This window comes from Pseudomonas sp. MM227 (genome assembly GCF_947090715.1).
Taxonomy (GTDB): domain Bacteria; phylum Pseudomonadota; class Gammaproteobacteria; order Pseudomonadales; family Pseudomonadaceae; genus Aquipseudomonas; species Aquipseudomonas baltica.
This window is the reverse complement of the sequence record NZ_OX352319.1, coordinates 3509631-3530111: the sequence shown is the minus strand read 5'-3', so window position 1 is coordinate 3530111 and position 20481 is coordinate 3509631. Positions and strand designations below refer to the sequence as shown.

At 60.4% G+C, this 20481-nt stretch carries 15 protein-coding genes; 5 read left to right on the top strand and 10 right to left on the bottom strand.

Annotation, left to right across the window (positions count from 1 at the left end; all coding sequences use genetic code 11):
• Nucleotides 1-14: 14 nt before the first annotated feature.
• Nucleotides 15-911 carry a LysR family transcriptional regulator gene (locus ONG87_RS16010; protein ID WP_264381629.1) on the bottom strand — a complete coding sequence of 299 codons (897 nt, stop codon included), beginning with the start codon at nt 909-911 and terminating at the stop codon, nt 15-17.
• Nucleotides 912-1011: 100 nt separating this feature from the next.
• Here ONG87_RS16010 and ONG87_RS16005 point away from each other — a divergent pair, with 100 nt between their 5' ends.
• Complete coding sequence (locus ONG87_RS16005; RefSeq protein WP_264381628.1) at nt 1012-1842, top strand: SDR family oxidoreductase; 831 nt, start codon at nt 1012-1014, stop codon at nt 1840-1842.
• A gap of 171 nt (nt 1843-2013) precedes the next feature.
• On the opposite strand, the gene ONG87_RS16000 is transcribed toward ONG87_RS16005, so the two are convergent.
• From ONG87_RS16000 to lon, 8 genes are all read right to left on the bottom strand, one after another.
• Nucleotides 2014-2538 carry a Bro-N domain-containing protein gene (locus ONG87_RS16000; protein WP_264381627.1) on the bottom strand — a complete coding sequence of 175 codons (525 nt, stop codon included), beginning with the start codon at nt 2536-2538 and terminating at the stop codon, nt 2014-2016.
• Between the two features lie 536 nt (nt 2539-3074).
• Entirely contained in the window at nt 3075-4127 is a 1053-nt protein-coding gene (locus ONG87_RS15995; protein ID WP_264381626.1) for a GTP pyrophosphokinase family protein, read from the bottom strand.
• Nucleotides 4128-4467: 340 nt separating this feature from the next.
• Nucleotides 4468-5124: a hypothetical protein gene (locus ONG87_RS15990; protein ID WP_192176520.1), complete on the bottom strand. Its 657-nt coding sequence runs from the start codon at nt 5122-5124 to the stop codon at nt 4468-4470.
• 1052 nt (nt 5125-6176) lie between these two features.
• On the bottom strand, nt 6177-7424 hold the full coding sequence (locus ONG87_RS15985; RefSeq protein ID WP_122476712.1) for a ribonucleotide-diphosphate reductase subunit beta: 1248 nt from the start codon (nt 7422-7424) through the stop codon (nt 6177-6179).
• A gap of 643 nt (nt 7425-8067) precedes the next feature.
• The gene (gene cmoB, locus ONG87_RS15980; protein WP_264381625.1) at nt 8068-9024 is read right to left on the bottom strand and encodes a tRNA 5-methoxyuridine(34)/uridine 5-oxyacetic acid(34) synthase CmoB; all 957 of its coding nucleotides are present in this window, start codon (nt 9022-9024) and stop codon (nt 8068-8070) included.
• Complete coding sequence (cmoA, locus tag ONG87_RS15975; protein WP_192138137.1) at nt 9021-9803, bottom strand: carboxy-S-adenosyl-L-methionine synthase CmoA; 783 nt, start codon at nt 9801-9803, stop codon at nt 9021-9023. The genes cmoB and cmoA overlap by 4 nt, the downstream gene beginning before the upstream one ends.
• Before the next feature lie 303 nt (nt 9804-10106).
• A complete protein-coding gene (locus tag ONG87_RS15970; RefSeq protein WP_185794224.1) occupies nt 10107-10499 on the bottom strand; it encodes a protease inhibitor I42 family protein in 393 nt (130 codons plus the stop codon).
• Nucleotides 10500-11099: 600 nt separating this feature from the next.
• Entirely contained in the window at nt 11100-13520 is a 2421-nt protein-coding gene (gene lon, locus ONG87_RS15965; protein ID WP_122476705.1) for an endopeptidase La, read from the bottom strand.
• Between the two features lie 163 nt (nt 13521-13683).
• Here lon and ONG87_RS15960 point away from each other — a divergent pair, with 163 nt between their 5' ends.
• The 4 genes from ONG87_RS15960 to ONG87_RS15945 are packed head-to-tail and all read left to right on the top strand — an operon-like array spanning nt 13684 to nt 17994.
• A complete protein-coding gene (locus ONG87_RS15960) occupies nt 13684-14358 on the top strand; it encodes a methylamine utilization protein (RefSeq protein WP_192138136.1) in 675 nt (224 codons plus the stop codon).
• The gene (locus tag ONG87_RS15955) at nt 14342-16702 is read left to right on the top strand and encodes a bifunctional diguanylate cyclase/phosphodiesterase (RefSeq protein ID WP_122476702.1); all 2361 of its coding nucleotides are present in this window, start codon (nt 14342-14344) and stop codon (nt 16700-16702) included. The genes ONG87_RS15960 and ONG87_RS15955 overlap by 17 nt, the downstream gene beginning before the upstream one ends.
• A gap of 7 nt (nt 16703-16709) precedes the next feature.
• Complete coding sequence (locus tag ONG87_RS15950; protein ID WP_192058279.1) at nt 16710-17567, top strand: DUF3034 family protein; 858 nt, start codon at nt 16710-16712, stop codon at nt 17565-17567.
• 1 nt (nt 17568) lies between these two features.
• Nucleotides 17569-17994: a group 1 truncated hemoglobin gene (locus ONG87_RS15945; protein ID WP_192102523.1), complete on the top strand. Its 426-nt coding sequence runs from the start codon at nt 17569-17571 to the stop codon at nt 17992-17994.
• Nucleotides 17995-18066: 72 nt separating this feature from the next.
• Here the strand turns inward: ONG87_RS15945 and ONG87_RS15940 are convergent, their stop codons facing one another.
• Nucleotides 18067-20478: a glucose/quinate/shikimate family membrane-bound PQQ-dependent dehydrogenase gene (locus ONG87_RS15940; RefSeq protein ID WP_185794228.1), complete on the bottom strand. Its 2412-nt coding sequence runs from the start codon at nt 20476-20478 to the stop codon at nt 18067-18069.
• Nucleotides 20479-20481 lie beyond the last annotated feature (3 nt).

Sequence of the window (20481 nt, the reverse complement as noted above, 5' to 3'; positions counted from 1 at the left end):
CAGCGTACTGCCTCTCAAGTCAACTCATGCACCACCTCAATCAATGCCCGCAGCCCACCCGGCACATGTCGATGCCCTGGGTAATACAAAAACAACCCCGGCACCTGTGGGCTCCAATCCTCCAGCACCTGCACCAGCTGCCCATCCCGCAGATACCGCCCCGCCGTATGCTCGGGCAAATACGCAATCCCCAGCCCGCGTGCTGCTGCGTCCGCCATAATCTCCAAATTATCCAACGTAAGATTGCCCGACACCTCCAGAGTCATCGGCTGCCCATGCTGCTCGAACTCCCAGCGATACGGCGTGCCACTGGGCATACGAATGCAGATGCACTGATGCTCACGCAGATCATCCGGCGTGACCGGCGCCGCGTGCCGAGCCAGATAGCCCGGCGATGCCACGGTCATGAAACAGGTATCCGGCGCCAGCCGCACCGCAATCATGTCCTGCGGCACCGACTCGCCCAGGCGAATGCCGGCATCGAAACCTTCGGCGACGATATCGATCAGCCGGCCATCGGTCTTCAGATCGATCGCCATGTTCGGGTAACGCTCCAGAAACGTCGGCACCACGTGCTCCATCAGCACCCGCGCCGCCGGCTCGCTGGCACTGATGCGCAGCACACCACTGGGCGAATCACGGAACTCGTTGAGCTCCTCCAGCGCCAGCGCGAAGCCGCGCATCAACGGCGTGAGACGCGCCACCAGCCGCTCACCCACCGCCGTAGGCGCGACGCTGCGCGTAGTGCGGTTAAGCAGCCGTACGCCCAGATTCGCCTCCAGCGTGCGCATCATGTGGCTCAAGGTCGACGCCGACAGCCCCAACTCACTCGCCGCCTTGCGAAAGCTGCGATGGGACACGATCAACGCCAAAGCGTTGAGCTCGGCCAGAGACGGTGACGGTTTATTCATGGGGATATTTCACCAGTGCATCCGAGATTCACCGGATAGTAACAGCAGTGCTCGAAGGCTAGGGTGGATGTTCTGATAGCCAACACGAGAGGGCACGAACATGAGCACCACATGGCTGATAACCGGCAGTTCATCAGGCATAGGCCGCGCGCTGGTCGAGCAGTTGCTCGCACGCGGTGATCGAGTAGCGGCCACCTTGCGCCGCACCGACGTGTTGAGCGAACTGCAAACTCAATACGGCGAACAACTGTGGCTGGGCGCACTGGACGTCAACGACCCCGCCGCCATTCGCCAAGTAGTCCAGCAAGCGTTCAACGACCTCGGCCATATCGACGTAGTAGTCAGCAGCGCAGGCTATGCCCTGTTCGGCGCCGCCGAAGAAGTCAGCGACGAACAGATCGAACAGCAACTGCAAACCAACCTGATCGGCTCCATCCAACTGATCCGCGCCTGCCTGCCACACCTGCGGGAGCAGGGCGGTGGACGGATCCTGCAAGTGTCATCCGAGGGCGGGCAGTTGGCGTATCCGAACTTCAGCCTGTACCACGCGAGCAAATGGGGTATCGAAGGCTTCGTCGAAGCCGTTGCCCAGGAAGTCGCGCCATTCGGTATCCAGCTCACTCTGGTCGAGCCAGGCCCGACCCGCACCAACTTCGGCGCTGCACTGGTCAGCCCATCGCCGATGGCCGTTTATGAGCAGACTCCAGCCGGGGACGTCCGCCGAGCGGTGGCCAGTGGTGCTTTTGCGCTGAAAGGCGATCCCGAGAAAATGGCGCGCGAGATGATCCTCGTAGCCGCCTCAACCCCAGCGCCTAAACGCCTGTTGCTCGGCAGCGACGCCTACGACCGTGTTCACAGCGCCCTCACCGAACGGCTAACCACCTTGGAACAACAACAAACTCAAGCTCGCAGCACCGAACTCGACAGCTAACACACAAGGCTGCATGACGCTGGGTGGTACGCATGAATGGGTGCCATTTCCGAGGCGATGCGCCCATGTCATGTCGCTGAAAACCGATTTCAGCGACATGACCATAGCGCCATGCGAGGGCTTCGTCGTAGGGCAGACCTGGATAAGCCGCTGCAGGCACGCCTGCGAGCTTCACATGAACAGCCACGCTGAAGCCTTCCGCCAACCAGCCTGTACGCGCAGCTTAGCTCGGCCCCGATCAATCTCATCACTCTCCAACACCACCGGTAAATCCCTCATCCGCATCCAACTCTCGCTCTGCCACTGCAACAGACTCAGCCGCAACCCTGGCCACTGCATCACACTCAAACTCGGCACTGAATCACTAGCCAGCAGCTCGGCATCACGAATCACTGCAATCACCTCATGGGTGAGCCAGCGTCGGAGGCTGCGGTTCTCCGGGATGCAGTGCTGGGCGAGCAGAGCGTAAGCGCCGGATTCGCTGATCATCAAGGTGTCGAGGTATTTGCCGTATTGCAGGAGCGTAAGGGTGCGGTATTGGTCGGGGTCGAGCTTGCGTACGGCGTGAGCGTCGAGGAAGCGGCCCATGAGTCGGCCGAGGTCGCGGGCGTGGAACCAGGCTTGGGATTCGAGCCAGAGGGTGTGGAGGGGGCGGTTGTGGCGGGTGAAAAGGGTGGGGGTGCAATGAATAGGCATTTCCTTTACCTCTGCGTAATTGCAGCTTCTTAGGGCTGGGTGTCGGGAGCTAAGAAACCCCACACAGAGGGCCGGACATATTCCCCTTTCAGGTCTTGTATTAGCCCACTCCCGACATAACAGAGATTTTCTGGAGGCGAAGTGTAACCGTAGGCTCCAGAAGCCGCATCTGTCGGGGGCGGTAGACCGCTGTGTGGTTGCGTTTCTTCGGCGCGATGGCAGGGTAGGGCGGATGGTGGGATGAGGCAATGGAGAGGTGCTTAGGACTTTTCTGAAACTTTCGCCACTCAGTTTTGGGTGGGGCATCCGCGTTTGTTGGGAGCGATCGCAGTTGTTGAGTTATGCTGAGTATTGACGTTTGAAGCGGGACTTGGAGTCTGGTGGGCTTGGCGAGCCTGGATCGACGCGGTTTTGCGAGCGTCTGCTATCGGCCAGAAGCGGACAGTGATAGAAAAATCAATCTGTCCCCTTTCAATATTTATAAACAATGGTGCTGATAATTCTACGACCAGAAATATGCTGCTAAAAAAGCTAACTCATCGTGCGAACTGAAGAAGATACTCTTTGAATTTAGTACCGCTTATCCCTCTTGCGGCAAAGTACGCTTCAATCACTTCAGGATCTTTGCTATTCGCAGCCAGAACCTGCGAAAGATAAAAGATAGAAATCCCTCTTGATACAAGCCTAGGCTTATCAATTGTATCTAGCTGAGCATTAACGTCCGCGGCGCGACGCATTATTGACCGTTCATTCTCAACTAATGATTTTTTGAGCTGCTCAATAGTTCTCAAACCGAAAAACAGGAGCCCATCCAACTGTTTGGCGACATTTTTTGGTTCCTCAAAAAATTTAAAATTACATAAGCTAGCAATTTCAGAATCCATTGATACACATTTCTGATCAGAGCAGATAAAGTCCAGATACGTAATTTTATCGAGCGCGACCTTTTCTGGATTCCTAAGGATTTCCAACTTTATAGACTTCTCATATTTCTGTAACTCTGACCTTATAGATACAAACTCTTGATCGGCCAGCTCCAATAAACCAGCCATTCGAGAAAATTTTCGTCTTGTGGCTCGAGGCACCTCAATTGAGCTTTTATATCCTATGTCGTGCTCTATTTCTGCCCAAGTATGCTGCAAAATCGAACGTATCTGAATTTCGATCTTCATTCCTTTAAAAGCAGAATATTCTTGAAGTTTTTCTCGCTCACGCTTTAATGATACTACGTAGTGCAGAGACAAATAACCGAATCTATCAGGGTCTAGCGATGCGCGTTTGTCGATAGAGTTGGCCCTATCGACTTTAAACTCGCTTTCCACCATTGAGGCCACTACATCTACATCATCTGAGAAATGTGTGATTATCCTGGCGCCTGCCAAGTCGGTTATTTCTTCTAGCGTATTATAGCGCTGCTTAGCATCTACTTTTCGCTCAAGGCTATCTCGTGCTTTGCATCTGAAGGAGATAGAGTGATACGAGGTTTTTTTGGCTAGCAGTAATCGTTCCAAAAGATCGGCAACCGTTTTTGCAAACGAATTATAAACTTCCCTCTTTGCATCGAAATCTGCAACCAAATCCTTTTCCATCACAACCTCAGCAGGTTAATCGCTTTTAGAAACGAAACGTACCAAACACGCAGGCACTAAGTCACTATCTTATTACAATCTTATCCGGTTACGGAAGGCGGAGTGAACCGCCCCTAGTTTGGTAGAAGCTCGGAGTTGCCGCTTTTCGTCCGTAGCGGTCGCTTGCGAACGTCCGCTAATGGCCGATAGCTCACATCCGCGAAGGGCAGCTATTGACCGATCCTTGTCCTTCCACACGTGGAGGGACAAGGATGGCTAATCGGAGCAACGGTCGCTAACCGGCCAATAGTAGACATCGGTAGGCGGCTGATACAAGCCAGAAGCGGACTGTCGTCGAGATTTAACGCTGAGCCAGCGCAGCACCTTTTTCCTTCAAACGCTGGGATATACGGAAGAACATCGCCTCCATGAGAGACTTGCTTGCAAGGTTCAACTCGTGGTCAATTTCTTGAAGGTCTCTAATGGTGTGGCCTTTTGTTATTGTCGCCGCGAACTCGTTCGCTAAATTTAGGACTATCTCACTTTTTTCGTCCTCAGGGATCGCTAACTCTGTTGCCGCTACAAAGTTGGTAGTGAAAGCTAAGTATTGATCAGCGTGAATGGCAAACATTGTTTGATTGTCGTCGTCTTTCTTAGCCCATACGTCATGCTGCACTCGATTACGTCGTAACCGTACCAAATCGAGTTGGTTCAGAGCTTTTGTGACGGACTCAAGCTCTGCTCCTGTCAGGTATTCCGCAGCGAGCTTCCTTGCTCCATCTGCCGCTCTTGCTGCGCTCCTGTATCTTTTGAGCTGATCCGCGGCCTCGTCCGGAGTTGTATCCAGTAGGATTGCGAATAGGCAATTCAAATTAACCTCTGCCTGTGCCCATGATGCGGCGATTATGCCTATTGTCTCAGCAAACTCAGAATTCTCACGAACGAGATGCGGCCCAATTTCTAGGACAGGGCCTCCCGTCTGATCAAAGATTTGGATTCCGTGCTTCTCTTGTGTCATGAGTATTCCGTCCGTCGATTCAAAAAAGGAAACTACTTATTCTGCTTAACAAGATACGAGCTAGCGTCAAATCTTACCTGTAGCGAGATCTTCGATAAAGTGTAGTTTGTTGTCTGCTTTTGGCCGATTCCTGCCTGTCACCAACGTCAGCTATGGGTCTGTTGCGGACCTTCGCGACAGGCTGCAATCGGCAAAAGCAGTCGCTCCGCATCTCGCTGATATGATTCAATCGGCCTGAGTGACCGTCGCATCCGCTAGGCTGGATTTTGCGGAGCTGAGCTAAGGGCTTAAGGCCCTTACCTACCCAAGGACGAGCAGGACAGTGGATGAAAGCTGACATTAGCGACGCGCCGGAACGAGTCATTCGAAGACGTCGAAAACATAGCGTTCTCTACACAGTCGCCTGTCTGGCGATTGGAGGCATAGCCACAATAAGTGCGTTCCTGCTGATCAGCCGACCCCTCAGCCTCGACTCAACACACAAACAGTCAATCGGCGCAGTCGTTAGCGTCGAGGAAACGGGCCGAGCAAATGAAATGCCTTCCAGGCAAGTCCCCGAGTTCTCTCTGCCTCGAGCATCATCCGAAATACCTTTGCCAGCCAATACAGCTCGGCAAACCGTATTCAACGAGCAGAACTTCATTCCGAGAGGTGCTGACAACGTCGTTGCCTTTCGAACTGGCTCTGATCCTTTCCCAGCGAAAGCGGCTCCAAAGGGAGTGGATCTGACAATCATTCGGCAATCGCGCAGCATGAAAGAACGTGCGTGTTGGCCTTATAGGCAGGGAAGTGTCGAGTCCCGGAACTGCCGCGCCTCGATCGGTCTGAGGCATCGAGACTAGGTCATGGATCACATCGAGGAAAGTAGTAGTCACTCGACGCTGACAGCATGGGCCTCCCTGATGCCACGTAACTCTCAATATGTTCCTTTTCCCTTGATGAACTGAAGAGCATCTTGCGCGGCCGATGGGTCAAAACCCCCTGAATTCCCGGCACAAAAAAAGGCCGCCCAAAGGCGGCCTCTTCCTAGTAGTGCTAAGCAGGATCCACCATCAATCCCAGCTCAAAGCCCCACCCGTCTGATACTCAATAACCCGCGTCTCGAAGAAGTTCTTCTCCTTCTTCAAGTCCATGATCTCGCTCATCCAAGGGAACGGGTTCGTGGTCCCTGGGTATTCCTCTTTCAACCCAATCTGCGATAGGCGACGGTTGGCGATGAACTTCAGATAGTCCTCCATCATCGCCGCGTTCATGCCCAGCACGCCGCGGGGCATGGTGTCGCGGGCGTATTCGATTTCCAGCTGGGTGCCTTGCAGAATCATCTGCGAAGCTTCTTCCTTGAGTTCGGCGTCCCACAGGTGTGGGTTTTCGATCTTGATCTGGTTGATCACGTCGATGCCGAAGTTCAGGTGCATGGATTCGTCGCGCAGGATGTATTGGAACTGCTCGGCGACGCCGGTCATCTTGTTGCGGCGGCCCATGGAGAGGATCTGGGTGAAGCCGCAGTAGAAGAAGATGCCTTCGAGTACGCAGTAGTAGCCGATGAGGTTGCGCAGCAGTTCTTTGTCGGTTTCGACGGTGCCGGTGTTGAATTCCGGGTCGGAGATGGCGCGGGTGTACTTGAGGCCCCAGGCGGCTTTTTTAGCGACCGATGGGATCTCGTGGTACATGTTGAAGATTTCGCCTTCGTCCATGCCCAGGGATTCGATGCAGTACTGGTAGGCGTGGGTGTGGATCGCTTCTTCGAAGGCCTGGCGCAGGATGTACTGGCGGCACTCCGGGTTGGTGATAAGGCGGTACACGGCCAGGGCCAGGTTGTTGGCGACCAGGGAGTCGGCGGTGCTGAAGAAGCCCAGGTTGCGCATGACGATGCGGCGTTCGTCGTCGGTCAGGCCTTCCGGGTTTTTCCAGAGGGCGATGTCGGCGTTCATGTTGACTTCTTGCGGCATCCAGTGGTTTGCGCAACCGTCCAGGTACTTCTGCCAGGCCCAGTCGTACTTGAAGGGTACGAGTTGGTTGAGGTCGGCGCGGCAGTTGATCATGCGCTTCTCGTCGACGGCGACGCGGGCGGCGGAGCCTTCGAGCTCGGCCAGGCCTTCGGCGATGTCGAGTTTGTTCAGCGCGGCTTTGGCGCGGGCTACGGCAGCGGAGTCGCTGGCGCTGGCGGCGCGGGCCTCTTGGGCGGCGGCGCCGCCGGCGCTGTCGAGCTTGTCCATCGCAGCTTCGCTGGCGTGGCCGGCGTTGGCGCCTTTGGCGGGTTCGGCTGCGTCTTCTTTGTCGAATTCGTCCCAGCTCAGCATGGGGGAGGCTCCTGCTCGAGGCCGCTGTGGGCGGCTGATGAATTTAGAAATCTGATTGCCGAGGTTGCGTGGCGCAAGCTGGCTTGGTGTGCGTGTTGCGTCGCCGGGTCCAGGCTTTTTCAGCGTGGTGCCCTGGCGTGGGCTATCAACGATCCGGTTGGAGCGCGCTGAGACGCTGACTTCGCGGGCAAGCTTCGGTCGAGGTGCTCGTGCCGGCTTCGATGTCGCGATGGGTCATGTCTCAGGTCCTTGAAGTGGGCGGCGATTATAGGGTTTTTTGCCTGCTCGTGTTCACGCCAGGACACAAAAAAACCGCCGAAACGGATATTTCTTACAACCTTGATGCCAGTCGTCCGGTCAGGACCTGAAAGCCCTGGTTTGCACCAAAAATCGCCTATGTGGTGGTTTTGGTAAGAAGTGGACACAGGATATAGGCTTGAGTTCGGGTTGAAAACCCAATGAGCTGGTTAGAAATCAGCCAGATTATCGATGTGCTGGGCGCAAAACCTTGCCCTGCTTGGCTTGCAGCAAATGCAACCATTTCAAGTTTTTTTATGGTTCTGTGAAGGAGTCGATGAGCGGCAAGAAGGGAAGTGCGACGGCGTTTATTTCACCGTCCATTTGCCCCTTCCAGCCTCACGGCCTATTTCCGGGCAGTGATCACCGCGCGCATCGGCGCCGGCAGGCCTTCGACGGTTTTGCTGTGGTCGTCGGGGTCGAGGAAGTCGCTCAGTGACTGGAATTTCATCCATTCGGTGCCGCGTTGCTCGGCCACGGTGGTGATGCTCACGTCCACGCATTTCACGTCGGTGAAGCCGGCGCGGCGCACCCACTTTTCCAGGGCTGGGACGGAAGGCAGGAACCAGACGTTGCGCATCTGCGCGTAGCGGTCTTCGGGAACCAGCACTTGGTGCTCGTCGCCGGGCACTACCAGTGTTTCCAGGACCAGTTCGCCGCCTTTGACCAGGCAATCCTTGAGCGCCAACAAGTGCTCGATCGGAGAACGGCGGTGGTAGAACACCCCCATGGAGAACACGGTGTCGAAGCCTTCCAGCCCGGCGGGCAGGTCTTCCAGGGCGAAGGGCAGGTGCCAGGCGGGGAGGTCGGGCAGGTAGCGTTGCACGGCCTGGAACTGGCAGAAGAACAGCCAGTTGGGGTCGACGCCGATGACGCTGTCGGCACCGGCGCCGAGCATGCGCCACTGGTAGTAGCCGTTGCCGCAGCCGACGTCGAGCACGCGTTTGCCGCGCAGGTCGAGGTGGGGGGCGACGCGGTCCCATTTCCAGTCCGAGCGCCATTCGGTGTCGACGTGGACGCCGAACAGGTCGAAAGGGCCTTTGCGCCACGGGGACAGGCCCATTAGAGCGGCGCGCATCTGGTCGTAGGTGCCGGGGTTGTCTTCGCAGTCCAGGCGCAGGCCGTTGACCAAGTCTATGTTGCAGGCGGTTACCGGGGGCAGGGCGTCGAGGGCGCTCTGCCAGCGCTGGAGGTCGCCGTGGCCTTTTTCCATCTTGGTGTCGAGCTGGGCTTGCAGGCCATTGGCCCAGTTAGCCAGCGGGGTGTTGGCAAGGCGGCGGACGAGCGGGGACAGGTCAATCATGGCAGGGCGATCATCGAGGCGAAGTTGAGGCATTGGAACCAGGGCACGACCTTGCTGAAGCCGGCGGCGAGCAGGCGGTCGCGGTTTTCTTCGAGGCTGTCGGGCTTCATGACGTTTTCAATGGCGCTGCGTTTCTGCGCTATTTCCAGGTCGCTGTAGCCGTTGGCGCGTTTGAAGGCGATGTGCAGGTCGGTGAGCAAGTCGTGTTGTTGGTCGTCTTCGAAGCGCAGTTTTTCCGAGAGGATCAGTGCGCCGCCGGGGACCAGGGCCTGATGTATGCGGGTGAGCAGTTCCAGGCGCTGGGCCGGGGGGATGAACTGCAGGGTGAAGTTGAGCGCGATAACCGACGCGGGCTTGAAGCCCAGGGCCAGGATGTCGCCCTCGATGACGTCGACCGGTAGCAGTTCCTGAAACATGGAGTTCTGCGCGTTGAGGTATTCGCGGCAGCGCTCGACCATCGCCTGGGAGTTGTCGATGGCGATCACCTGGCAGCCTTCGGCGCGCACGTGGCGGCGCAAGGCTTGGGTGACGGCGCCCAGGGAGCTGCCCAGGTCGTAGAGTGTGGTGTTGGGCTGGGCGAATTGCGCCGCGAGCACGCCGATGTTTTCGACGATGGTGGGGTAGCCGGGGACCGAGCGTTTGATCATGTCCGGGAACACGCGCACCACGTCTTCGTTGAAGGCGAAGTCGGGGACCTGGCTCAGGGGCTGGGCGAATAGGCGGTCGGGCTCTTTGCTCACGGGGCGATCCAGGCGGGTTGCGGGAAATCGGGGCGGCATTTTAGCGGATGTAGGGCGGGGGTGCATTTTTTGTGGGATGTGCGGTGTGGTAGTGGAACCGCGGTGCCCATTTCGCGGCCGATGACCGCTCCTACGGGGGGGACGATTCCTGTAGGAGCGGTCTGTGGCCGCGAAGGGCCCCCGCGGTGTAGCAGTTGGACTGCGGTGCCCGTTTCGCGGCCGATGACCGCTCCTACGGGGGATGACGATTGCTGTAGGAGCGGTCTGTGGCCGAGAAGGGCCCCCGCGGTGTAGCAGTTGGACTGCGGTGCCCATTTCGCGGCCGATGACCGCTCCTACGGATTATTTTACGGTGATGTCGCAGCTGAAGGTTTGAGCTGGGGGGATTTCCGGGGCCCAGGGTTGCTGCAGCACGAGCATCAGGTGACCCTTGCCTGGGGTGCGCGCCTGGAAACGCCAGGTGGATTGCCCGGCAGCCCCGACCACCCCGGCTTCTTCTGGATGGCTGTAGACCTCTGGCCCGAGGCTGCGCAAAACGCTCGCGCCCGGATTCTGCACCAGCCAGCGGTAGCCGGTACTAGGGTTGGTCGGCAATTGCAGGGTGACGGTCTGGTCGACGTTGAGGAAAACCGGGCATTGGCTCTGACTTTCCAGCACGACGCTGTGAAGCGGTTGCTGGGCGCAGGCTGTAAGCGCGGCAAGGCTGGCGGGAAGGATCAGGCGGACGACGGACATGGTGGCTCCGAACGGACGAGGATCTGGAAAGCATAACCCAGTTCGTCGAATGTGCAGGAGTGAGGCGTATGAGCCGCGTTTGGGGAGATTGTGGTGAGTCTGGTGGGGCGGTGGTGGGGCCGGACGCGGCTCGCGCCGCTGCTACAGGGGGTCGTGTCGTTTCGGGGCGTTGCAGCCACCGCCCGAGCCGCGTCAGGGCGCAAGGGGTGTGGCGGATAGGGCCGTTGTGGCAGCGGCGCGAGCCGCGTCAGCGCGCAAGGGTGTGGCGGATGAGGCCGTTGTAGCAGCGGCGCGAGCCGCGTCAGCGCGCAAGGAGTGTGGCGGATGAGGCCGTTGTAGCAGCGGCGCGAGCCGCGTCGGGGCGCAAGGGGTGTGGCGGATGGGGCCGTCGTAGCAGCGGCGCGAGCCGCGTCGGCGCGCAAGGGGTGTGGCGGATGGGGCCGTCGTAGCAGCGGCGCGAGCCGCGTCAGGGCGCAAGGGTGTGGCGGATGGGGCCGTCGTAGCAGCGGCGCGAGCCGCGTCGGCGGTAGATGAAGTATGTCTGAAGGGGGGCAATGCCCCCTGACGCGGCTTGCGCCGCCGCTACAGGGGGTGGATGGGTTAGAAGAGAATCTTGGCGACGTCGGCGAAACGTTTGGCGAAATGCACGGTGATGCCCTGCTTGAGGTAATCCGGCAGCTCTTCGAAATTGCCACGGTTTGGCTCGGGCAGGATCAACTCCATGATCTTCTGCCGCCGCGCGGCGATGACTTTTTCGCGCACGCCGCCGATCGGCAGCACGTGCCCGGTCAAGGTCAGCTCGCCGGTCATGGCCACGCCCTTCTTCGGCGCCTGGTCGCGGGCCAGGGACAGCAGCGCGCTGGCCATGGTCACACCCGCGCTCGGGCCGTCCTTGGGCGTGGCGCCTTCGGGTACGTGCAAGTGCACGAAGGCCTCGTCGAAGAACTTGGAATCGGCGCCGAACTGCGCAAGATTGGAGCTGACGTAGCTGTAGGCAATTTCCGCCGACTCCTTCATCACCTCGCCCAATTGCCCGGTCAGCTTGAAGCCACGGTTCAGCGTATGGATACGTGTCGCCTCGATCGGCAAGGTGGCGCCGCCCATGCTGGTCCAGGCCAGGCCGGTGATCACGCCCTTGCCCGACAGCACCTGCTCGCTGCGGAACACCGGCATCCCCAGGGAAGCTTCGAGGTCCTTGGGCACAAGTTTGATCGGTACATCAGGCTTGTCGATCAACTGCACCACGGCCTTGCGTACCAGTTTGCCCAGCTGTTTTTCCAACTGGCGCACGCCGGCCTCGCGGGCATAGCCTTCGATCACCGTGCGCAGCGCACTGTCGCTGATGGTCAGGCGATTCTTGTCGACACCGGCCTTGGCCAGTTGCTTGGGCCATAGATGGCGCTTGGCGATGGCCATTTTCTCTTCGGTGATGTACCCGGACAGGCGGATCACTTCCATACGGTCGAGCAGCGGGCCGGGGATGGAATCCAGGGTGTTGGCAGTACATACGAACAGCACCTTGGACAGGTCCAGGCGCAGATCCAGGTAGTGGTCGAGGAAGTCGACGTTCTGTTCCGGGTCCAGGGTTTCCAGCAGCGCCGACGCTGGGTCGCCCTGGAAGCTCTGACCCATCTTGTCGATCTCGTCGAGCATGATCACCGGGTTCATCACCTCGACGTCCTTGAGCGCCTGCACCAGCTTGCCCGGCTGGGCACCGATGTAGGTGCGGCGATGGCCCTTGATCTCGGCTTCGTCACGCATGCCGCCGACGCTGAAGCGATAGAACGGACGACCCAGGGATTCGGCGATGGACTTGCCGACGCTGGTCTTGCCCACGCCCGGCGGGCCCACCAGCAGCACGATGGAGCCACTGATCTCGCCTTTGTAGGCGCCCACCGCGAGAAATTCGATGATGCGTGTCTTGATGTCGTCGAGGCCGGCGTGGTGCTGGTCGAGCACCTTGCGCGCATGCTTCAGATCGAGCTTGTCCTTGCCGTACACACCCCATGGCAGGGCCGTGGCCCAGTCCAGATAGTTGCGCGTGACGGCGTATTCCGGCGAGCCAGTTTCCAGGATCGACAGCTTCTGCATTTCCTCGTCGATGCGCTTCTGCGCGGCGGGCGGCAAGGTCTTGTCCTGCAGACGCTGCTGGAACTGCTCGACGTCGGCGCTGCGATCGTCCTTGGTCAGGCCCAGCTCCTGCTGGATGACCTTGAGCTGTTCCTTGAGGAAGAACTCACGCTGGTGCTCGCCGATCTTCTTGTTCACTTCGGCGGAAATTTCTTTCTGCAGCCGTGCGACTTCGACTTCCTTGCGCAGCATCGGCAGGACTTTTTCCATGCGCCGCAGCATCGGCACGCAGTCGAGCACGCCCTGAAGCTCGTTGCCCGTGGCCGAGGTGAGCGCGGCGGCGAAGTCGGTCAATGGGGACGGGTCGTTGGGGCTGAAACGGTTGAGGTAATTCTTCAGCTCTTCGCTGTACAGCGGATTGAGCGGCAGCAGCTCCTTGATGGCGTTGATCAGCGCCATGCCGTAGGCCTTCACCTCGTCGGTGGGCTCGATGGGCTGCTGCGGGTATTCGACTTCTACCAGATACGGCGGGCGATGGTGCTTGAGCCAGGTGCGGATACGCACGCGCGACAGCCCCTGCGCGACGAATTGCAGCTTGCCGTTTTCGCGGCTGGCGTGGTGGATCTTCACCAGCGTGCCGTACAGCGGCAGGCTGGAAGTGTCGAAATGGCGATGATCGTCGGGCGGGGTGTCCATGAAGAACAGCGCCAGCGAGTGGTGCTCGGTGTTGGAGACCAGGTCCAGGGTTTCCGCCCAGGGCTCTTCGTTGACGATGACCGGCAGCACCTGCGCGGGGAAGAACGGGCGGTTGTGGATCGGGATGACGTAGACCTTGTCCGGCAGGTTCTGCCCAGGCAGGGCCAGCTCGGTGCTGGAGTGGGTCGAGTGCTCGATGTGCTCGTTGTCCAGATCTTCGGACGGATTCTCGTTGGATTCCTGCTGGTCGCTCATGGGGCACCTGCGTCAATGACTATGCTGCTTAGATGGGGCAGGGTGCGACTGGTTTCAATGGTTGCACTGAAGCTTTGCGGCCGGCTGCCGATAAGGTTGTAACCGGGCTTGTGGCCCAAGTGGGCCGCAACAGGCGACACTTTCATCCGTCAGGTAAATTTTCATGATCAGGTTTGGCGCCTTGCTCGGCAGTCTCGTCCTCAGTACGTGGGTCAGCGCGGCCTCCTTCGAGGCACGTATCACCCAGGCCGACGGCAAGCCTCTGGCCGACGCAGTGTTCAGCCTGTCCGGAGGGCCGGCGGCCGCCGGATCCAGGCAGGCCACGGCGGTCATGGACCAGCGCGCGCAGAAGTACCTGCCGCACGTGCTGGCCGTGGCCACCGGTACCTCGGTTTCATTTCCCAACAGCGACAATATCCGCCATCAGGTGTATTCCTTTTCGCCCGCCAAGCGCTTCGAGCTGCGGCTCTATGAGGGCACGCCGAGCAAGCCGGAGCTGTTCGACAAGCCTGGTGTGGTAGTCCTGGGTTGCAATATTCACGACTGGATGCTTGGCTATATCTATGTCACCGATGATCCCTGGTTCGCCGTCAGCGACGAGCAAGGGCGCGTGCGTTTCGATCAATTACCCGCAGGCCGCTACCACGTGAGCCTGTGGCATCCGCGCAGCGTGGATGCGCAAGTACAGCCAGGAGGCGAGATCGACATGACGGCGACGGCCATGACGCAGAACTACACCCTGAAGGTCGAGGCAACAGCAGACGACGCTGCCCAGGAGCCGGCGACCGGCGCGTTCAGCGATGCGTTCAAAAAGGCTGCCGGTGAAGCTGCGCAATAGTTTCCAGGCGCGCATCGCCTGCGTACTCATTCTGCTGCTGTCGGTGGTAGTGGGGGCCTTGACCGTGGCCGTGAAAGTGGCCACCAACGATGCCGTGCGCGCCCAGGCCCGCGAGCAGCTGCAAGTGGGCACGCGAGTGTTCGAGCGTCTGCTGGATGTGCGCGGTCGGCGCCTGCGCGACGGCGTGCAGTTGCTGGCTGCCGACTTCGGTTTCCGCGATGCGGTGTCCAGCGGCGACTCGCCGACCATCCGTTCGGCGCTGCAGAACCAGGGCGCGCGCATCGGCGCCACCGACATGTTCGTGTTGGGCATGGACGGTCGTGTCCTGGCCAGTACCGTGGACCAGGTCCCCACCGGCAGCGTGTTTCCCTATGACACGGCGCTGCGCGAAGCCCGCCGAACCAGCCAGTCGATGCTGTTCGTGCCGCTGCAGGGGCTGCCGCACTTGCTGGTGGAAGCGCCAGTGCTGGCACCGCTGCCGATCGCGCGGGTGGTGATGGGTTTCAGCATGGATGTGACCCTTGCCCAGGAATTGCACTCGCTGACCAACTTGCAGGTGTCCTTCCTGACTACCGAGGCCGGCAAGGTCGGCACGCTGGTGAGCACCCAGCCGACCGAATTGTCCGCCAGCATCAGTCAGTGGATGCAGGTCAATGAATCGGCGGCGCAGCACATTTCCCTTTCCGAACACAATGATCGTACCTACCTCAGCCAGCCCTTGCTGCTGGCCAGCAGCAGTGGCCCGGAGGGCGGAAAAGTCATGGCACTGCTGCAAAGCCCGCTGGATGAAGCGATGCGCGCGTTCGTCGCCCTGGATCGCAATATCTTCGGTATTGCCTTCGCCGCATTGTTGGCCTCCCTGGTGGGTGCCTTGCTGCTGGCGCGCAGTGTCTCGCTGCCGGTGCAGAGCCTGGCGCGGGCCGCTGGGCGCATCGGCCATGGCGACTACCAGACCGACGTGCCGCTGGACCGCACCGACGAACTGGGCGTGCTGGCCAAGGCCATCAGTCGCATGCAGGCCGGGATCGCCGAGCGCGAGCTGCAACTGGCCCACAATGCCTTGCACGACGCGCTGACTGGCTTGCCCAACCGCACGCTGGCGATGGAGCGCCTGGGCAGCGCCATTGCCGCCGACCGACCGATCGCACTGCTGTACATCGGTATCGATAACCTGCGCGAACTCAGTGAAAGCGGTGGACCGACCTTCGTCGACAAACTGCTCCAGCAAGTCGCGCAGACGCTGCTGGAGCTGGTGCGACCCGGCGACACGGTCGCGCACCTGATCACCGACGAGTTTCTCCTGCTGCTGGAAAACCTCGACAGCGACAGCGCCGTGGCGGTGGCCGACAAACTGCAACAGGTGCTGCTGCAACCCCACCGTTTCGGTGGCCACGACGTTGCCATCGACTGCCGTATCGGCATCGCGGCCTTCCCCTCCGACGGCCTGAGCGCCGAGGAGTTGCTGGCGCGTTCGGCAATCGCGATGAAAGACGCCGCCGACATGCCGGGTCGCCTGCAGGTGTATCAGCACGGTCGCGACCTCGCGCACCAGCGTCAGGTGCGGCTGATCCGCGACCTGCGTCGGGCCGCCGCGAACAACGAGTTGTCCCTGCACTACCAGCCCAAGCTGGACCTGCGCGACAAGCAGGTACGCCAGGCCGAAGCCTTGCTGCGTTGGCAGCATCCACAGTTGGGCAATGTCTCGCCCGGTGAATTCATCGAGCTGGCCGAGCGCACCGGCAGTATCCAGACGCTGACCCGGTGGGTGATCGAGGAAGGCATTCGACAGTTGAGCGAATGGAACACGCGCGGCCTGGTCGTGCAGTTGTCGCTGAACATCTCGGCGGATGACCTGCTGGGGTCCGACCTGCCTGAGCGGGTCGTGCGCCTGCTCGGCCTGCACCAGGTACCGGCCGAGCAGTTGATTTTCGAGATCACCGAAAGCGCGATCATGCGCGAGCCCGAGAAGGCGCTGAAGGTGCTCAACAGCCTGCGCGACTGCGGTATCAGCTTGTCTGTCGACGACTTCGGCACCGGCTATTCGTCGCTGGCCCACCTCAAGCGCCTGCCGGTGCAGGAGCTCAAGATCGACCAGTCGTTCGTGCGCAACCTCGACGAAACCAGCGAGGATGCGGTGATCGTGCGGTCCACCATCGAAATGAGCCACAACCTGGGCCTCAAAGTGGTGGCCGAGGGCGTCGAATACGAACACAGCCTGCGCTTGCTCGAACGCTGGAACTGCGACACCGCCCAGGGCTATCTGATCAGCCGGCCGCTGACCGCTGTCGCCTTCGAAGCCTGGATGCAGCAGTCCTCGCCCATTTCAATTGCCGTGGTTCACTGATGTCATGATGCGAAAAGCCGTGTTGTTGTGCTCGCTGGCCTTGTGCTGGCAACCGTCGCTCTACGCCAACGAGGGCCGTTTGTTGGCCACCGGCGGTGCCAGCAGTATCGACGGCGCTGCCGGTGGGGGGATCACGCCCTGGGCCGTGCTTTCCGGCTATGGCGAGCAGGGCGAGTGGGGCGCGACGGCATTTGCCACCCGCGTGGACCTGCCGGACTACCGGCTCGACGTGGCAGGCATGGCCGCCAGCTACGACAATCGCATCGAATTCTCCTACGCCCGACAACGCTTCGACCTGGGCTCGCTGGTGCACAAGCTGGGGCTGCCCGAAGACAGCCTCAGCCAGGACGTTTTCGGGGTGAAGGTGCGCCTGTTCGGTGACCTGATCTACGACCAACTGCCACAGGTGGCGCTGGGCCTGGCTTACAAGCGGCAGAAGGATTTCCTCATTCCCAGCCTGGTCGGCGCCAAGCGTGACGAAGATGTCGAGGGTTACCTGACGGCCAGTCGCCTGTTCATGGGCGCAGCGTTTGGCTACAACCTGCTGGTCAATGGCGGAGTGCGCTACAGCCGCGCCAACGAACTGGGCCTGTTGGGCTTCGGCGGTGATTGCCGCGACAGCCGCAGCCTGCTCAAGGAGGGTTCGCTGGCCGTGCTGTTCAACCCGCGCTGGGCGTTGGGCGTGGAGTACCGAGAGAAGCCGGACAACCTGTCGTTCGCCGGCGAAAGCGACTGGGCGGATGTGTTCCTGGGGTATTTCCCCAACAAGCATCTGGCGATCGTGCTGGCCTACGCGAAACTGGGCGAGATCGCCACGCTGGACAACCAGAACGGCACCTACCTGTCCGTGCAAGGGAGTTTTTGACATGCGCATGTGTGTGCTGGGCATGGTTCTGCTGTTGGGTGCCTGCACGGGTCACCAGCAGCCGGCCAAGGACGACAGCCTGTACCAGGCGCTGGGTGGCAAACCGGGGATCAGCCGGATCGTGGAGGGGATGTTGCTGAACGTGGCTCGGGATGAGCGAATCGTGGCGCACTTTCGCAACGTCAACATCGAGTTGCTGCGTGTGCAGTTGATCGACAAGTTCTGTGTCGAGGCGGGCGGGCCGTGCGAGTACACCGGGGATGACATGGTGGAAGCGCACAAGGGCCAGCAGATCAGCCGCAGCGAGTTCAACGCGCTGGTGGAGGATCTGATCAAGGCCATGGAAGCCCAGGGAGTTCCGGTGCCGGCGCAGAATCGGTTGTTGGTCAGGCTGGCGGCGCAGCGGGGGGAGGTGATTGAGAAGTAGCGGGGTGAATGGTCGTCACTGACACACTCAAAAAAACGGCTCCCGAGGGAGCCGTTTTTCATTACATCGACATCACTTGTTTTCAGGCAGTGCAAACGCCATCACGTAGTCACCCTGCTTGGTACCCAGCGAGCCGTGCCCGCCAGCGACCACCAGTACATACTGACGGCCATCCTTGCCGGTGTAGGTCATCGGCGTGGTCTGTGCGCCTGCAGGCAGGCGACCTTCCCACAGCTGCTTGCCGTTGCGGATATCGTAGGCACGCAGGTACTGGTCAAGCGTACCGCTGAGGAACGACACGCCGCTGGCCGTGGTGAAAGCGCCACCCAGGCTCGGCACGCCCATGCTCAACGGGATTGGCACAGGCGAGCTGTCGCGCACGGTACCGTTCTTGTGTTTCCAGATGGTCTGGTGAGTGGTCAAGTCGACCGCAGCCACGTAGCCCCAGGCAGGCGCCTGGCAAGGCAGGCCCATCGGTGACAGCAGCGCCTCCAGGATTACCCCGTACGGCGCGCCCTTGTTGGGCTGCACACCCTCGGTTTCGCTCTTGCGACCAGGGCCGCCGGCCACTTCTGCAGCAGGCACCAGCTTGGAGCGGAAAGCCATGTAGCTTGGGTTGACGAACGCCACCTGACGCACCGGGTCGACCGACAGGCCACCCCAGTCGAACACGCCGAAGTTGCCTGGGTACACCAAGGTGCCCTGCAGCGAAGGTGGCGTGAACGGACCTTCATAGCGCAGCGACTTGAAGTCGATCCGGCACAGCATCTGGTCGAATGGCGTCACACCCCACATGTCGCGCTCTTGCATGACCGGTGGCATGAAGTTGAGGTCGGATTTTGGTTGAGTGGGCGAGGTGTGGTCGCCTTCCACCGCGCCCTGGGGCACCGGCACTTCGTGGATCGGCACGATCGGCTCGCCGGTCAAGCGGTTCAGCACGTAGATGCTGCCCTGCTTGGTCGAGGCCAGCACGGCCGGCTTAACGCCATCGGCGGTCTTGAGGTCCATCAGGGTAGGCTGGCCGCCCACGTCCATGTCCCACAGGTCGTGATGGGTGAACTGGTAGGTCCACTTCACATGGCCGGTGTCGATGTCCAGCGCGGTCAGGCCAGCGCTGTACTTCTCCGACTCGGGAGTGCGGTTGCCGCCCCACTGGTCGGGCATCTGGTTGCCCATGGGCAGGTACAGCATGCCGTTCTTTTCATCGACGCTGAACATGGACCACATGTTCGGCGAGTTGCGGGTATAGGTCTGGCCCGCAGCGATCGGCGTGGTGTCGTCGGGGTTGCCGCTGTCCCAGTTCCATACCAGGTGACCGTCGTGCACGTCATAGGCGCGGATCACGCCCGAAGGCTCGTCCACCGAAACGTTGTCGGTCACGTGGCCGCCAATCACGACCAGGTTCTTGGTCACGGCCGGTGGCGAAGTGGAGTAGTAACCACCCGCAGCGAACTCGCCGATGTTGGCGCGCAGGTCGATCTGGCCCTTGTCGCCGAAGTCTTCGCACATCTTGCCAGTGTCGGCATTCAGAGCGATCAGACGGGTATCGGCAGTCGGCACGAAGATGCGCTTCGGGCAGGCAGTCGGCGCAGCCGCAGGTGCGGTGGCGTCGGTGGCCGGGCTGGCGGCGGCGTAGGCAGCGTCATCGTGATACGACACGCCACGGCAGGTCATGTGGGCCCAGCCCTTGAAGTTCGGCGCGTTCTGCGTGCTGATCTTCGGGTCGAAACGCCAGATTTCCTTGCCGGTGTCCGGGTCCAGGGCGATGACCTGGCTGTGTGGCGTGCATACGTAGAGCATGCCGTTGACCTTGAGCGGGGTGTTCTCCGCAGTAGTCTCGCCCGGATCGTTCGGGCCAGGGATGTCGCCGGTGCGGTAGGTCCAGGCCGGGGTCAGCTTGCTGACGTTTTCCGGGGTGATCTGCGCCAGTGGCGAGTAGCGATCGCCGTGGGCACTGCGACCGTAGGAGTTCCAGTCACCGTCGGGCATCGCCGGTGCGGTGTTGGGCATGTTGGCGGTTTCGCGGTCCAGCTCGCCTTTGATTTCACCAGGGTTGGTGAACTGGCTGGCCAGTGCGCAGAGGCCCGCCAGAACCACGGCGATGCTCAGCGCAGCCGTGGCCTTGGGTGCAGGCTGGCGCAGCAGTGGCTTGCGGAACCAGGGCAGCAGCAGGACCACGCCCAAGGCAAACCAGAGGGCCAGGCGCGGCACCAGTTGCCACCAGTCCAGACCCACTTCGTACAACGACCAGACGGTGCTGGCGAACAATACCGCTGCATACAGGCCGATGGCCGAGCGACGACCCTGCAGCAGCAGCACGCCGGTGAAGCCTACGCCGATACCGGCGATCAAGTAGTACAGCGAGCCACCCAGGGTGGCCAGTTTGATACCGCCGGCCAGCAAGGCCAGACCCATCAGCAGCATCACGATACCCAGAAGTTTGGGCAGCAGGCGCGACCGACGCAAAGCACCGTCAGTGCTCATAGT